15 protein-coding genes are annotated in these 14,254 nt (G+C 66.1%); 8 read left to right on the forward strand and 7 right to left on the reverse strand.

The features are described from left to right. The first annotated feature begins 2 nt into the window (after positions 1 to 2). Both BLA15945_RS00070 and BLA15945_RS00075 read left to right on the forward strand, forming a co-directional pair. Positions 3 to 713 carry a YczE/YyaS/YitT family protein gene (locus tag BLA15945_RS00070; RefSeq protein ID WP_059240459.1) on the forward strand — a complete coding sequence of 237 codons (711 nt, stop codon included), beginning with the start codon at positions 3 to 5 and terminating at the stop codon, positions 711 to 713. A gap of 155 nt (positions 714 to 868) precedes the next feature. Next, complete coding sequence (locus BLA15945_RS00075; RefSeq protein ID WP_407045080.1) at positions 869 to 1,945, forward strand: porin; 1,077 nt, start codon at positions 869 to 871, stop codon at positions 1,943 to 1,945. Between the two features lie 103 nt (positions 1,946 to 2,048). On the opposite strand, the gene BLA15945_RS00080 is transcribed toward BLA15945_RS00075, so the two are convergent. The 6 genes from BLA15945_RS00080 to BLA15945_RS00105 all read right to left on the reverse strand — a co-directional run bounded on the left by BLA15945_RS00080 (position 2,049) and on the right by BLA15945_RS00105 (position 6,379). Further along, positions 2,049 to 2,297, reverse strand: a complete 249-nt coding sequence (locus tag BLA15945_RS00080; RefSeq protein ID WP_059240458.1) for a hypothetical protein — start codon at positions 2,295 to 2,297, stop codon at positions 2,049 to 2,051. A gap of 115 nt (positions 2,298 to 2,412) precedes the next feature. Beyond that, the gene (locus BLA15945_RS00085) at positions 2,413 to 2,940 is read right to left on the reverse strand and encodes an acyltransferase (RefSeq protein ID WP_174991144.1); all 528 of its coding nucleotides are present in this window, start codon (positions 2,938 to 2,940) and stop codon (positions 2,413 to 2,415) included. Between the two features lie 2 nt (positions 2,941 to 2,942). After that, the gene (locus tag BLA15945_RS00090) at positions 2,943 to 3,887 is read right to left on the reverse strand and encodes an electron transfer flavoprotein subunit alpha/FixB family protein (RefSeq protein ID WP_174991146.1); all 945 of its coding nucleotides are present in this window, start codon (positions 3,885 to 3,887) and stop codon (positions 2,943 to 2,945) included. A gap of 16 nt (positions 3,888 to 3,903) precedes the next feature. Further along, positions 3,904 to 4,653 carry an electron transfer flavoprotein subunit beta/FixA family protein gene (locus BLA15945_RS00095; protein WP_174991148.1) on the reverse strand — a complete coding sequence of 250 codons (750 nt, stop codon included), beginning with the start codon at positions 4,651 to 4,653 and terminating at the stop codon, positions 3,904 to 3,906. A 38-nt stretch (positions 4,654 to 4,691) separates the two neighbouring features. Beyond that, on the reverse strand, positions 4,692 to 5,480 hold the full coding sequence (locus BLA15945_RS00100; RefSeq protein WP_059240454.1) for an SDR family NAD(P)-dependent oxidoreductase: 789 nt from the start codon (positions 5,478 to 5,480) through the stop codon (positions 4,692 to 4,694). 62 nt (positions 5,481 to 5,542) lie between these two features. Further along, entirely contained in the window at positions 5,543 to 6,379 is an 837-nt protein-coding gene (locus tag BLA15945_RS00105; protein WP_059240453.1) for an alpha/beta fold hydrolase, read from the reverse strand. Between the two features lie 137 nt (positions 6,380 to 6,516). Between BLA15945_RS00105 and BLA15945_RS00110 the strand changes: the two genes are divergently transcribed. The 6 genes from BLA15945_RS00110 to dmpG all read left to right on the forward strand — a co-directional run bounded on the left by BLA15945_RS00110 (position 6,517) and on the right by dmpG (position 13,281). Further along, positions 6,517 to 7,296 (forward strand): SDR family oxidoreductase, encoded by a 780-nt coding sequence (locus tag BLA15945_RS00110; protein WP_059240452.1) that lies wholly within the window; start codon positions 6,517 to 6,519, stop codon positions 7,294 to 7,296. Positions 7,297 to 7,449: 153 nt separating this feature from the next. Further along, entirely contained in the window at positions 7,450 to 9,015 is a 1,566-nt protein-coding gene (locus BLA15945_RS00115) for a DUF1302 domain-containing protein (RefSeq protein WP_174991150.1), read from the forward strand. Positions 9,016 to 9,052: 37 nt separating this feature from the next. Continuing rightward, complete coding sequence (locus BLA15945_RS00120; RefSeq protein ID WP_059240450.1) at positions 9,053 to 10,435, forward strand: DUF1329 domain-containing protein; 1,383 nt, start codon at positions 9,053 to 9,055, stop codon at positions 10,433 to 10,435. 102 nt (positions 10,436 to 10,537) lie between these two features. After that, a complete protein-coding gene (gene dmpE, locus BLA15945_RS00125; protein WP_174991152.1) occupies positions 10,538 to 11,320 on the forward strand; it encodes a 2-oxopent-4-enoate hydratase in 783 nt (260 codons plus the stop codon). 13 nt (positions 11,321 to 11,333) lie between these two features. Continuing rightward, positions 11,334 to 12,233 (forward strand): acetaldehyde dehydrogenase (acetylating), encoded by a 900-nt coding sequence (locus BLA15945_RS00130; RefSeq protein ID WP_059240448.1) that lies wholly within the window; start codon positions 11,334 to 11,336, stop codon positions 12,231 to 12,233. Between the two features lie 16 nt (positions 12,234 to 12,249). Beyond that, positions 12,250 to 13,281, forward strand: a complete 1,032-nt coding sequence (gene dmpG / locus BLA15945_RS00135) for a 4-hydroxy-2-oxovalerate aldolase (protein ID WP_059240447.1) — start codon at positions 12,250 to 12,252, stop codon at positions 13,279 to 13,281. Between the two features lie 143 nt (positions 13,282 to 13,424). Here the strand turns inward: dmpG and BLA15945_RS00140 are convergent, their stop codons facing one another. Continuing rightward, on the reverse strand, positions 13,425 to 13,709 hold the full coding sequence (locus BLA15945_RS00140; RefSeq protein ID WP_059240446.1) for an HU family DNA-binding protein: 285 nt from the start codon (positions 13,707 to 13,709) through the stop codon (positions 13,425 to 13,427). Between the last annotated feature and the right edge of the window lie 545 nt (positions 13,710 to 14,254).

A 14,254-nucleotide genomic window follows, 5' to 3' on the forward strand; every position in this document is an offset into this window, starting at 1 on the left:
CCATGGCGCACCATGCAAGGGAAGCGGAAGTCATCGATACCGGCAGCCTCACCCGGCGCTGGATCACCTATGTCGTCGGCATCTACATCCTCACGCTCGGCATCAGCTTCGCGATCCGTGCCGGCATCGGCATCTCGCCGCAAAGCAGCCTGACGCGGACGATGACGCTCGTCTACCGGCCGCTGAGCCAGGGCACGTACAACTTCATGCTCGAGCTGTTCATGCTGTTCCTCACGTTCCTGGTGCTGCGCAAGGATTTCCGCGCCAGGCACCTGGCGTCGCTGATCCCGGCCTTCGTGCTCGCCAGCTGCCTCGACCTGAACCTGATGCTGACGCGCTCGATCGGCTTCCAGGACTACCTGCCGAAACTGGGCCTGCTCGCGTTCGCGGATGCGCTGCTGGCGTTCGGCTTGTTCCTGATGATCCGCGCGAACCTCGTGCTGATGCCGATCGACATGTTCGTCAACGCGATCTTCGAGCGCACCGGCTGGCGCTGGGGCGACATCAAGACGAGCTTCGACTGCACACTGCTGCTCGTCAGCGCGGCGATCGGTCTGGCCTTCCTCGGCAAGCCCGAATTCATCCGGGAAGGCACGTTCATGAACGCGATCCTGGTCGGGCAATACATCAAGCTCTATTTCTTCCTGTTCCGGAAGGCCAGGGGCATGACGGCGTCGCTGCAACGCCGCTCGCTGGAGCACCGCGCCCACTAGCGCCCTTCGCTTCGCCCGGTGCCGCGGCGCAGCCGCACACCGGTTCCTGCGCGGCTTGCGCGCCGCTCCCCGCCTTGCATCCCGGCACCGACGCTTCGTTCGCGGCGCCGGCTTCCGCTCGCCGTCAGAAAGAGTGAAGAGAACCCATCATGCCGATCAAACGCATTTGCATCGCCACGCTGAACCGGATGGTTCGCCTGGCCGCCCCCGTCGCCGCATTGGCGATCTGCACACACGCGCACGCGCAATCGACCGTGCAGCTGTACGGCATCGTCGACGCGTGGGCCGGCTACCAGCGCGTGCCCGGCAACCCGGGCGCCGTGCAACAGGGCGGCGGCGGGCTGTCGACGTCGTTCTGGGGATTCGGCGACCAGGAGGATCTCGGCGGCGGCTACACGGCCGTCTTCGCGATCGAAGGCTTCTTCCGCCCGCAGAATGGCCGGTTCGGCTCGTTCGACGGCGACCCGACGTTTTCCCGCAACGCGTATGTCGGCATCGGTTCGCCATATGGCGCGCTCGTGCTCGGGCGGCAGAGCAGCCTGCTCTACCTGCAATCGGCGAAGTTCAATCCGTTCTACGCGTCGTTCACGTTCTCGCCGACGATCGTGCAGCTCTATTCCAGCCTCGGCACCTACCCCGGCTTCCCGACCGACCAGGGTATACCGGGCGGCACGTCGTGGAGCAACGCCGTCCAGTATTCGACGCCTGACTTCGGCGGGCTGAGCGGCGCGGCCATGTACGCGCCCGGCAACCAGCCGGGCGAGAACGGCGCGAAGAAATTCGCTGCGCAGGCGCAGTTCACGCGCGGCGCGCTGGCCATCGGCGCCGTCTACCAGTACCTGAACTTCAGTTCCGCACCGGGTGATCTCGGCAAGCTGCTGAAGGGCTTGCGAAGCCAGACGGCCGCGCAGATCGGCGCATCGTACGACCTGCGTGTCGTGAAGCTGTTCGGCGAATACACGTATCTCGGCAACACGCTGGCAGGCGGAAACTTTCACGTGAACCTGCTGCAGGGCGGCGTCACGATCCCGGTCGGCATCGGCCGGATGCTGGCGTCGTATGCGTATTCGCGCGACAACAGTGCGCTCGACCAGGCACGCAGCACGGCGTCAGTCGGCTACGACTATCCGCTGTCGAAACGCACCGATGTGTATGCGGGGTATCTGTACGATCGCGTGTCGAACCTGTCGGCCGGTTGCACCTACGGCGCGGGGATCCGCACGCGGTTCTGACGGTTCCGGTGGCATGGCGCCGCCGGCGCAACGCGTGATTGCACCGCGCCGATCCGCGTTGTCACGGATTGACAGCGATCGCGTTCGACCCGCTCGGCGGCGGCTAACCCGGCTTCTTCGCGGCCTGCGCAACGGAAATCCAGCCGACCACCGCCGCGGCGACCCAGCAACAGGTGATCATCAGGTCCAGATCCATCAAGCCTTCGAAGTTCGTGCTGTTCTCGAAACTGCAACGCTGATAGCCCCTGACCCACATGCAGCCGCTGATCAGTTGCTGAATGTGCATGTAGATGCTGTACACGGCCACGGCTGACGCGATGACGGCGACCCGCAGGCTGATGCTCTTCTTCATGGGCGCTGAACGCGTGGATGGACTCACGCCGATCTTAAGCCAATGACGATGCACGATGCAATCGATCGGTTATCGACCCGATTGACCGCCCCGCGCGAATGATGTGCGGTCTTGGTCAACCGTCGACCGACCTGATCGTCCTCAGGCAATCCGCCGCCAGTTGCTGATAAATCCGCGTCCCGTTCGCCTTCGCTTCGATCTCCGCATCGCTCAGCCGCCGCACGACGCGCCCCGGCATGCCGGCGAGCAGCACGCCGCGCGGCACGTCGTAACCGGCCTTCACGAACGCGCAGGCCGCGACGATCGTCGTCGCGCCGATCGTCGCACCGTCCATCACCACCGCGTTCATCCCGATCATCGTGTCGGGTTCGAGCGTCGCGCCATGCACGATCGCGCCGTGGCCGATGTGGCTGTTCACGCCGAGCCGGCACGTCTCGCCGATCCCGACATGCAGCACGCAGCCGTCCTGCACGTTGCTGCCGTTCTCGACGACGATCGCGCCGAAGTCGCCGCGCAGGCTTGCATGCGGGCCGATGTAGCAGCGCGCGCCGATCGTCACGTCGCCGATCACGACCGCGCTCGGATCGACATACGCGGACGGATCGACGCGCGGCCGCATCCCGTTGAATTCGAACAACGGCATCGTCAGAGCGCCGCGACCGCTTCCGGCACGAGCGTGAACAGGTCGCCGACCACGCCGTAGTCGGCCACGCTGAAGATCGGCGCGTCCGGATCCTTGTTGATCGCGACGATCACCTTCGAATCCTTCATGCCGGCCAGATGCTGGATCGCGCCCGAGATGCCGACTGCAACGTACAGCTGCGGCGCGACGATCTTGCCGGTCTGGCCGACCTGGTAGTCGTTCGGCACGTAGCCGGCGTCGACCGCCGCGCGCGATGCGCCGAGTGCGGCCTGCAGCTTGTCGGCCAGCGGCTCGAGCACCTTCGTGTAGTTGTCGCCGCTACCGAGGCCGCGCCCGCCCGACACGACGATGGTCGCACTGGTCAGTTCCGGCCGGTCCAGCTTCGTCACTTCACGGCTCACGAACTGCGACTGGCCTGCGTCGGGCGCTGCCGCGATCTTCTCGACCGTCGCATTGCCGCCTTCGGCCGCCACCGGATCGAAACCCGTCGCACGCACCGTGATGACCTTGACCGGATCGCTCGACTGCACCGTCGCAATCGCATTGCCCGCGTAGATCGGGCGTTCGAATGTATCGGCCGACACGACGGCCGTGATCTCGGAGATCTGTGCGACATCCAGCTTCGCGGCGATACGCGGTGCGATGTTCTTGCCGCAGGCGGTCGCGGGCGCGACGACATGCGAGTACGCGTTCGCGACGTTCATCACCGTCGCTTCGACGTTCTCGGCCAGACCGTCTGCCAGGTGCGGCGCATCGGCCAGCAGCACCTTCGACACACCGGCGATCTTCGCCGCTGCGTCTGCAGCCGCTTGCGCATCGTGGCCAGCGACCAGAACATGCACGTCGCCGCCGCCCGCTGCGCCGAGTGCCTGGGCTGCCGCCACGGCATTCAGCGTCGCGGCCCTGATCGATGCATTGTCATGCTCGGCAATTACCAGAATCGTCATTTCGTTGCGTTCCCTGTTACAGCACCTTGGCTTCGGTCTTCAGCTTCGCGACCAGCGTGTGCACATCCGGCACCTTCACGCCGGCCGCGCGCTTCGGCGGCTCGTTCACGTTGAGCACCTTCAAACGCGGCGTCACGTCCACGCCAAGGTCGCCGGGCTTCACGATTTCCAGCGGCTTCTTCTTCGCCTTCATGATGTTCGGCAGCGTCACGTAGCGCGGCTCGTTCAGGCGCAGGTCGGTCGTCACGACTGCGGGCAATTGAAGCGACAGCGTTTCCGCACCGCCATCGATTTCGCGCGCGACCGTCGCACGGCCGTCGGCGATCACCACCTTCGACGCGAACGTCGCCTGCGGCAAACCGGCGAGCGCGGCCAGCATCTGGCCGGTCTGGTTCGAATCGTCGTCGATCGCCTGCTTGCCGAGGATCACCAGTTGCGGCTGCTCCTTGTCGGCCAGCGCCTTCAGCACCTTCGCGACGCCGAGCGGCTCGACCCCGTCATTCGATTCGACGAGGATCGCGCGGTCCGCGCCGATCGCGAGCGCCGTGCGCAGCGTTTCCTGCGCCTGCGCCACGCCGACCGATACGGCGACCACTTCGGTCACGACACCGGCTTCCTTCAATCGCACGGCCTCTTCCACCGCGATCTCGTCGAACGGGTTCATCGACATCTTCACGTTCGCGATGTCGACGCCCGTCCGGTCGGATTTCACGCCGACTTTCACGTTCGCGTCGACCACGCGTTTCACTGCCACGAGCACTTTCAACTGCCTGTCTCCTGTTCCGTTGCGCGTACCGACTCGCGTTAGCGCGCGGTGTACCCGCCGTCGATCACGAGCTCCGCGCCCGTCACGTAACGACCGGCCGGCGACACGAGATACAGGATGCCGGCCGCGATGTCGCGCGGGCTGCCGATCTTCGCCATCGGCACATGCGTCTGCAGATAACCGAACACGTTGTCGGGGTCCTGCCCCATCTGGCGGAACGCGTCCTCGAGCATCGGCGTGCGGATATAGCCCGGATGCACCGAGTTCGCGCGGATGTTCTTCGCCGCGTACAGCATCGCGTCGACCTTCGCCATCATCCGCACCGCGGCCTTCGATGCGTGATACGCGGGCACGTCGGGGCCGCCGACGATCCCGTACATCGACGACAGGTTCACGATCGACCCGCCGCCGGCCGCGTCGATATGCGGAATCGCCGCGCGCGTGCACAGGAACACGCCGTTCACGTTCACGTCCAGCACGCGCTGCCACTGCGCGAGCGTGAGCTCGTGCGTCGGCACGTTGTGCCCTTCGATGCCCGCGTTGTTCACGAGCACGTCGAGGCGCCCGAAGCGCGCGACGATCTCGCCGAACACGCGCGCCACGTCGGCCTCGTGCGTCACGTCGAGCGACCAGAACGCAGCCTCGCCGCCCTGCGCGCGGATTTCCTCGACCAGCGCTTCCGCCGGCTGCGACAGCACGTCGAGAATGGCCACGCTCGCGCCGGCGGCGGCCAGCGTGCGCGCCGTCTCCGCGCCGATGCCGCGGGCGCCGCCGGTGATCGCGGCGACCTTGCCGCGCAGGTCGAACAGTTCTTCGATGAGTTTCATGGTGTCTCCGTAGGTTCAGAGGGGCCGCTCGCCTGCGCGGCGGCCTTGAGGGGCATCCGGCGTTATCGCGTATTCCGCGTCGCCAGAAAATCGAGGCATTCCCGATTGAAATAATCGGCGTGTTCCACCATCACCCAGTGGCCGCACCGGTTCATCAGCACGAAGCGCGCATCGCGGCAGCGTTCGAGGAAGGTCAGTGCGCCGCCAACCGGATTGAAGCGATCGTCCGTACCCCAGAATCCGAGTATCGGGCAGCGCAGGTCGCCGAGCGCGCCGGTCAGGTTCGGCACGCTCATCGTCGACAGCACTTCGGTCGGCTGCTCGACGCACACCTTCATCCGCTCGGCGACGAGCGCGTCGGTGACGATCGCCGGGTCGTGCACGAGCAGCGTCAGCAGTTCGCGCATCGTGTCGTCATTCATCTGGCGATTGGTGAACAGCTTCACCATCCGCTGGATCCCTTCCATCCGGAAATAGGTTTCGCGATCCTCGACGCCGCCCGGCGCCATCATGATCAGCCCGTCGATTTCGTCCGGATAGTCGAGCGCGTACTTGAGCGCGATCGCGCCGCCGAGCGAGTTGCCGAGCAGCACGGCCGGTCCGATCCCGAGCGCGGCCAGTTGCGCATGCAGCGCGTCGACGAAGAAATCGAGCGTGTAGGCGACGTCGGACGGCTTCGACGATTGCCCGTAGCCCGGCAGGTCGACGACGATCGCGCGATAGCCGGCCGCCGCGAACGCCGGGACGTTGTGCTTGAAGTTGCTGAAGCCGCTGGCGCCCGGGCCGCTGCCGTGGATGAACACCACGGGCCGGCCCTCGCCCGCCTCGAAATGGTGCAGGCGCATGCCGCCCGGTACGTCGGTGAAGATGCCGGCCGGCGGCGTCGTGAGGGTCGTCATCGCGGGTTGTCTCCTTCGTCGTTCGATGGATGCCTGCCACGATGATTGCGCCGCCAGCCCCGGCCGGCATCATCCTTTCAGACTACGAAGCCGCGCGCGCTTCTTCCTATCATCGGCCCACCGAAACGGAGGCAACGATGAACGGATTCGACTACAGCGGCAAGACGGTGCTCGTGACGGGCGGCACCAAGGGTATCGGGCGGCGTATCGCCGAGGGGTTTCTCGCGGCAGGCGCACGCGTGTTCGTGTGCGGGCGCAGCGCGCCCGACACGCCGCCATCGGCCAATGGCCGCACGGCGGCCTTCGTCGCGGCCGACCTGCGCGACATCGAGCAGGTCGACGCGATGCTCGCGACGATCCGCGCGACGGCCGGCGGCCTCGACGTGCTCGTCAACAACGCGGGCGGCTCGCCGTTCGCGCTCGCGGCCGATGCATCGCCGCGCTTCACCGAATCGATCGTGCGGCTGAACCTGATCGCACCGCTGCAGCTCGCGCAGCGCGTGAACGCGATCATGCAGCCGCAGCCCGAAGGCGGCGTGATGCTGTTCATCGGGAGCATCAGCGCGTCGCGGCCGTCGCCCGGCACGGCCGCATACGGCGCCGCGAAAGCGGGCCTCGTCAACGCGGTCACGTCGCTCGCGGTCGAGTGGGCGCCACGCGTGCGCGTCTGCGCGATCAGCCCGAGCCTCGTGCAGACGGAATCGGCCACCGAAGGCCACTACGGCGACGACGATGCGCTCGATGCGATCCGCGCGACGATTCCCGCCGGACGGCTCGCGACGCCCGACGACGTTGCATCCGCCTGCCTGTTCCTCGCGTCGCCCCATGCGTCGTACACGTCGGGCGCGAACCTGCGGCTCGACGGCGGCGGCGAACGGCCCGCGTTCCTGTCGGCCGCGCAGGCCGACGCACGCTGAACCACGCCATGCAAGCGGTGCGGGGCATTCGTTTCCAGTCCTAGGGAAGTCATCTAGTTCATTTTGACGATTCCCTGCTACCGCGATCTCCCTACTCTGCCTCTCACGACAACGCACAGACGACCGTCGTCGATACCCCCAAGAGGAGACACCATGCATCAACGGATTTCGCGCCGTACCGACAAGCGGGCAACCGCCACGCTGTCGACGCTGGCCGCCGCACTGCTGACATGCGCCGTTCCCGACGCGCATGCAGGCAGCACGATCGGGCTGGGCGCCGACACGACGCTGGACTACACGTTCACGCTCAGTTACGGCCTCGGCATGCGCACCCGCGCACCGAGCGGCAATCTGCTGACGCCGGCGAACATCAACGGCGACGACGGCGACCGCAACTTCGCGAAGAACAAGCTGATCGAGAACCAGGTCAGCCTGCTCGGCGAAGTGAACCTGAAGCACGACGACTGGGGCGTGTTCGTGCGCGCGAGCACGTTCTACGACCAGGCCTATCACCGCCCGAACTACAACGATGCGCCGGGCACCGTGAACCAGTCGGGCCAGTACAACAACTTCACGAGCGATGCGCGCTACTGGTCGGGCGGTCACACGACGCTGCTCGCCGCGTATGCGTACAACACGTTCCATATCGGCTCGACGAGCCTGAACGTGAAGGTCGGCGACCAGGTCGTCGCATGGGGCGAGAGCCTGTTCTTCCCGAACATCGCAGGCGCACAGGGCCCCTCCGACGCGACCAAGTCGTACATGGCGGGCGCGCAAGTGAAGGACATCCTGCTACCGGTGCCGCAGATCTCGACGCAGTGGCAGGTCACGCCGAACTTCAGCCTGCTCGGCTACTACCAGTTCTCGTTCCAGCAGAACCGGCTGACCGCGCCCGGCACGTACTGGAGCTACTCCGACGTGACGGGCCCCGGCGCGCAGTACATCATCGGCCCGGGCGGAATGATCATTCCGCGCGGCCCCGACGACAAGCCGAGCGCGAGCAACCAGTGGGGGATCGGCGCGCGCTTCCGCGTGCTCGGCGACACCGAGCTCGGTCTGTACTACCTGCACTACAACGACATGAACCCGAGCGTCGTCACCACGTACTTCCCGACGCTCCAGTACCAGCAGACCTACTTCAGCAACATCAAGCTGACCGGCGCGAGCTTCTCCACGCAGGTCGGCCCGGTGAACGTCGCCGGCGAAGTGTCGTACCGCCAGGGCGCGGCCGTGCTCGTCAATACACCGACGGGTGTGCAGTCGACGCGCGCGAACGTGCTGCAGACCAACCTGTCCGGCATCTACTCGATCGGGCCGAGCTTCCTCGCGAATTCGCAGTCGCTGACAGGCGAAATCACGTACGTGCATGCGGGCGGCATCTCCGAGCTCGACGGCTCGACGACGCTCGCGAATTCGCGCAACGCGCTCGCCATGGAGATCGCGTGGACGCTCAGCTACAAGAACGTGTTCAACGGCTGGGATCTCGACGTGCCGCTGACCTACGCGCACGACCTGACGGGCACGTCGCCGCTCGCCGGCGCGCTCGGCTCGCTGACGGGCCAGGGCGACCACCGCGTGACGGCCGGCGTGACCTTCACGCGCCTGAGCAACCTGCAACTGTCGCTCGTCTACGCAAAGTTCCTCGGATCGCCGAACCCGGTCACGCGCCCGCTCGCGGATCGCGACTACGTGCTGGCCACGGCGACCTACCACTTCTGAGCGGCCCGGCCGCTCGTCACTCAGCAAGAGGATTGTCATGAAGAGAATTCGTCTCCCCCTCCTGCGCGCGTCGGTGATGGCCGCGTGCGCGCTCGCTGCGACGGCATCGTTCCCGAAGGTCACGCCGGACGACCTGAAGGCGCTCGACGGCACGCTGACGCCGATGGGCGCGGTGCGTGCCGCGAGCAAGGACAACAGCGTGCCCGACTGGTCGGGCAAGTGGCTCGGCACGCCGCCCGACGTGCAGTACAAGCGCGGCGGCCGCTACCCCGATCCGTACGCGAACGAGAAGCCGGTCGCGACGATAACCGCGGAAAACATGGCGCAGTACGCGGAGCACCTGACCGACGGCCAGAAGGCGATGTTCAAGCGCTATCCGGCGACGTTCAAGATCATCGTCTATCCGAGCCACCGCGACTTCCGGTATACGGACGCTGTCTACAAGGACATCCGCACGTACGCGCCCGATTCGACGATGACGTCCGACGCGAACGGCCTCACGAACGCGCCGCCGCAGGCGCCGTACCCGATCCCGAAGACCGCGGCCGAACTGCTGTGGAACCAGCGGATGTCATCGGCAATCGGCACCGAGCAGGCGATCTACGACCAGGCGGTCGTCTACTCCGACGGCAACATCGCGTGGGGCAAGGTGCGCTACGACATCTACTCGCCGCGCAATGTCGGCAAGTACGACGTGAAGAGCGACCTGAACAACCGGACCTACGCGCGCGTCGCCACGGAGCTGCCGCTGTCCGACCGCGGCTCGATCACCCTCTCCTTCACGAACTGGGACAAGGCCGGCGCGGACAACTCGTCGCGCACGTGGATGTACAACCCGGGCACGCGGCGCGTGCGGCAGGCGCCCGAGTACGGCTACGACCAGCCGATGGGCCCGGGCGGGTTCCGCACCGTGGATGACGACCGTCTCTTCAACGGCTCCGGCGACCGCTACGACTGGAAGATCCTCGGCAAGCGCGAGATCTACGTGCCGTACAACGACTACAAGGCGATGGACAGTTCGGTGAAGTACAGCGACCTGCTGGGCAAGAACCACGAGAACCCGGCGTATATCCGCTATGAACTGCATCGCGTGTGGGTGCTGCAGGCGACGCTGAAGAGCGGCTATCGCCACCAGTACGCGAAGCGCGTGCTGTATCTCGACGAGGATACGTGGATGACGCCGCTCGCCGACAACTACGATGCGCGCGGCCTGCTGTGGCGTACCAACGTCGCGACGTCGCTTTATGCGTTCGATGCGAAGACGTTCTACCCGGGCGTCGTGTTCTATCACGATCTCGTCTCCGGCGCATACATGGCCGACCGCCTGACGAACGAAGGCCCGATGCCGAAGCTCGACAACAGCCCGCAGTTCAACGAGGCGTACTTCTCGCCCGACGCGATCCGCAGTTCGGGTAACTGACGTATCGACTGACGCGGCACGCCCGCGCCCCCGCGCCGGAGCCCGTGCTCCGGCGCACGACGCCGCCCGCGACGGCGGCCTTTTCCATTCGAGGGCCCTTTCATGTCTTCCCGCCTGCATACGACGCTCGGCGACGAACTGTACGCCGCGTGGCACGCGCGCGCACCGGTCGCGCCGCTGTCGAACCGTCCGCGCCGGCTGTCGCTCGACGACGCCTACCGCATCCAGCAACGCTTCATCGAGCGTCGCATCGAACAGGGCGAAGCGGTCGTCGGCAAGAAGATCGGCGTGACGAGCCAGGCCGTGCAGGACATGCTGAACGTGCGCCAGCCCGATTTCGGTATCCTGCTGTCCGGCATGCATTACGCGGCCGGCGAGGCGATTGCCGCCGACTCGCTGATCGCGCCGCGCGCCGAGGGCGAGATCGCGTTCATCCTCGCGCACGACCTGCGCGGCCCCGGCATCGACCGCACCGACGTGATCGCCGCGACGGCCGCCGTCGCACCCTGCTTCGAGATCGTCGATTCGCGCATCAGCGACTGGGCGATCCGCATCGAGGACACCGTCGCCGACAACGCGTCGTGCGGCGTGTACGTGCTCGGCGATGCGCGCGTCGACCCGCGCACGCTCGATCTCGCCGCGTGCGAGATGACGATCGACAAGAACGGCGAGCCCGTCGCGCAAGGACGCGGGGATGCGGCGCTCGGCCACCCCGCCGACGCGGTCGCGTGGCTCGCGAACACGCTCGCCGCGTACGACGTGCCGCTGCTGGCCGGCGAGATCGTGCTGTCCGGCTCGCTCGCGAAACTGATTCCGGTCACGGCCGGCGACACGCTGTCGATGCACATCTCGGGCATCGGCAGCTGCGATGTCCGCTTTATCTAAAGGAAGAATCCTGATGAAGAAAATCAAATGCGCACTGATCGGGCCCGGCAACATCGGCACCGACCTGCTGTACAAGCTGCGCCGCTCGACGGTGCTCGAACCGGTGTGGATGGTCGGCGTCGATCCGGCATCCGACGGCCTCGCCCGCGCGCGCGAGTTCGGCCTGAAGACCACCGACAAGGGCGTCGACGGGCTGCTGCCGCACGTGGCCGCCGACGACATCCGCATCGCTTTCGACGCGACGTCGGCGTACGTGCACCGCGACAACTCCGACAAGCTCACCGCGCTCGGCGTGAAGATGATCGACCTGACGCCCGCCGCGATCGGGCCGTACTGCGTGCCGCCGGTGAACCTCGACGCCCATCTCGACAGCGCGCAGATGAACGTCAACATGGTGACCTGCGGCGGCCAGGCGACGATCCCGATGGTGTACGCGGTATCGCGCGTGCAGCCGGTCGCGTACGGCGAGATCGTCGCGACCGTGTCGTCGCGCTCGGTCGGCCCCGGCACGCGCAAGAACATCGACGAGTTCACGCGCACGACGTCCGGCGCGATCGAACAGGTCGGCGGCGCACGCAAGGGCAAGGCGATCATCGTGATCAACCCGGCCGAGCCGCCGCTGATCATGCGCGACACGATCCACTGCCTGACCGACGGGCCGCCCGACGTCGACGCGATCACCGCGTCCGTGCATGCCATGGTCAAGGAAGTGCAGCGCTACGTACCCGGCTACACGTTGAAGAATGGCCCGGTGTTCGACGGCAATCGCGTGTCGGTGTTCATGGAAGTCGAAGGGCTCGGCGACTATCTGCCGAAGTACGCGGGCAACCTCGACATCATGACCGCCGCCGCAGCCGCCACGGCCGAGCGTTTCGCCGAACAGATGCTGGCCGCGACGGCCGCTACCGCTTGAGTCGAGGAGTCACACGATGTCACTTGCAGGCAAGAAGATCACCGTCCACGACATGTCGCTGCGCGACGGGATGCACCCGAAGCGCCACCAGATCACGCTCGACCAGATGCGCAACATCGCGCGCGGGCTCGACGCGGCCGGCGTGCCGCTGATCGAGGTCACGCACGGCGACGGCCTCGGCGGCGCATCGGTCAACTACGGTTTCCCCGCGCACACCGACGAGGCGTACCTGAGCGCCGTGATTCCGGAACTGAAGCAGGCGAAGGTGTCGGCGCTGCTGCTGCCCGGCATCGGCACCGTCGAGCATCTGCGCATGGCGCACGAACTGGGCGTCGGCACGATCCGCGTCGCGACGCACTGCACCGAGGCCGACGTGTCGGAGCAGCATATCGGCCTTGCGCGCACGCTCGGGCTCGATACGGTCGGTTTCCTGATGATGGCGCACATGTCGTCGCCGGAGCAGCTCGTCGTGCAGGCGAAGCTGATGGAGTCGTACGGTGCGAACTGCATCTACATCACCGATTCGGCCGGCCACATGCTGCCCGACGACGTGACCGCGCGAATCAGCCAGGTGCGCGACGCACTGAAGCCGGAGACGGAACTCGGCTTCCACGGCCACCACAATCTCGCGATGGGCGTCGCGAACTCGGTCGCCGCGGTTGCCGCCGGCGCGAACCGGATCGACGCGGCCGCGGCCGGCCTCGGCGCCGGCGCGGGCAACACGCCGATGGAAGTGTTCGTCGCGGTGTGCGACCGGATGGGGATCGAGACGGGCGTCGACGTGTTCGCGATCTCGGACGTCGCCGAGGATCTCGTCGTGCCGATCATGGATGCGCCGATCCGCCTCGACCGCGATGCGCTGACGCTCGGCTATGCGGGCGTCTACTCGTCGTTCCTGCTGTTCGCGAAGCGCGCGGAGGCGAAGTACGGGATTCCGGCGCGCGACATTCTCGTCGAACTGGGCCGGCAGCGGCTCGTCGGCGGCCAGGAGGACATGATCGAGGATGCGGCGCTGACGATGGTGCGGGCACGGGAGGTGGCGGCGTAATCACGCGGCTTCATCGCCGGTCGTACGGGACGGGGCACATGCCCCGTCTTTTTTTTGAGGACGGTTGTTGCGCCGGGCGGCGTGTCGCTCGAACGGTACCGTTCGATCTGCGCCGCCAGCTGGCTGGCGCCCCGCCGCCCCGCTTACTTCTTGATCGCATTCACCGCACTCTTGAATGCGGTGCCCGCGGTGAACTTGACGGTCTTCACGGCCGCAATACGGATCTCTTCTCCGGTCGACGGATTTCTGCCCACTCGGGCCGCGCGCTTCCCTTGCCTGAACGAGCCGAAACCGACCAGCTGAACGGCTGCGCCGGCCGCGACCGCGCCGACGATCGTATTGATCACCGTGTCCACTGCTTCAGTGGCCGCGACCCGGTTCAAACCGGTGGAAAAAACCACGGCGTCAACCAATCCTTGTTTATTCATCAGTGGCTCCTGCGTCAAAAGAAAAACCGGTATTCGTGTTACCGGCCTTGTTGTATTCGCGATGTCCTGCTGCGGTTCGCGTAGCGCGTGCCACGGCCGGCCGTTCGAAACGGCGCAAGACCCGCTGCGACTGCCATCATCGGCAACCCGGCAAGGCTGCACCGAAACGGCGCATCGCACGTCGTCCAACCGGACCATATGACAACGATTGCAATCCGTCTGTCAGGTACCTGGAGGACACCGTCCGGCCTGCTTCGTCAGTGTCTCTCCGGTATTGCGCGACAGCGCCCGATCCGGAAAATGGTAAATGTTCGTCCATATCGGCTGCGCATGAAATCCATCGCATAAATGGCGCTGTATGAGCGTATACGCCGATATCGACATGCATCCCGGCGCATAACCCTGACTTATACGGCTTGGCGTATACGCATGATGCCCTTCGTCCAATGGCTGATCAGAAGCAACAAATTTACGATTCAACCTCATTCTGACGAGGCAATTCAGAAGCGGATAAATCACGCGGTTTCATTTGGCCTCGATCGCGC

The sequence above is a fragment of the Burkholderia arboris genome (genome assembly GCF_902499125.1).
Lineage (GTDB): Bacteria > Pseudomonadota > Gammaproteobacteria > Burkholderiales > Burkholderiaceae > Burkholderia > Burkholderia arboris.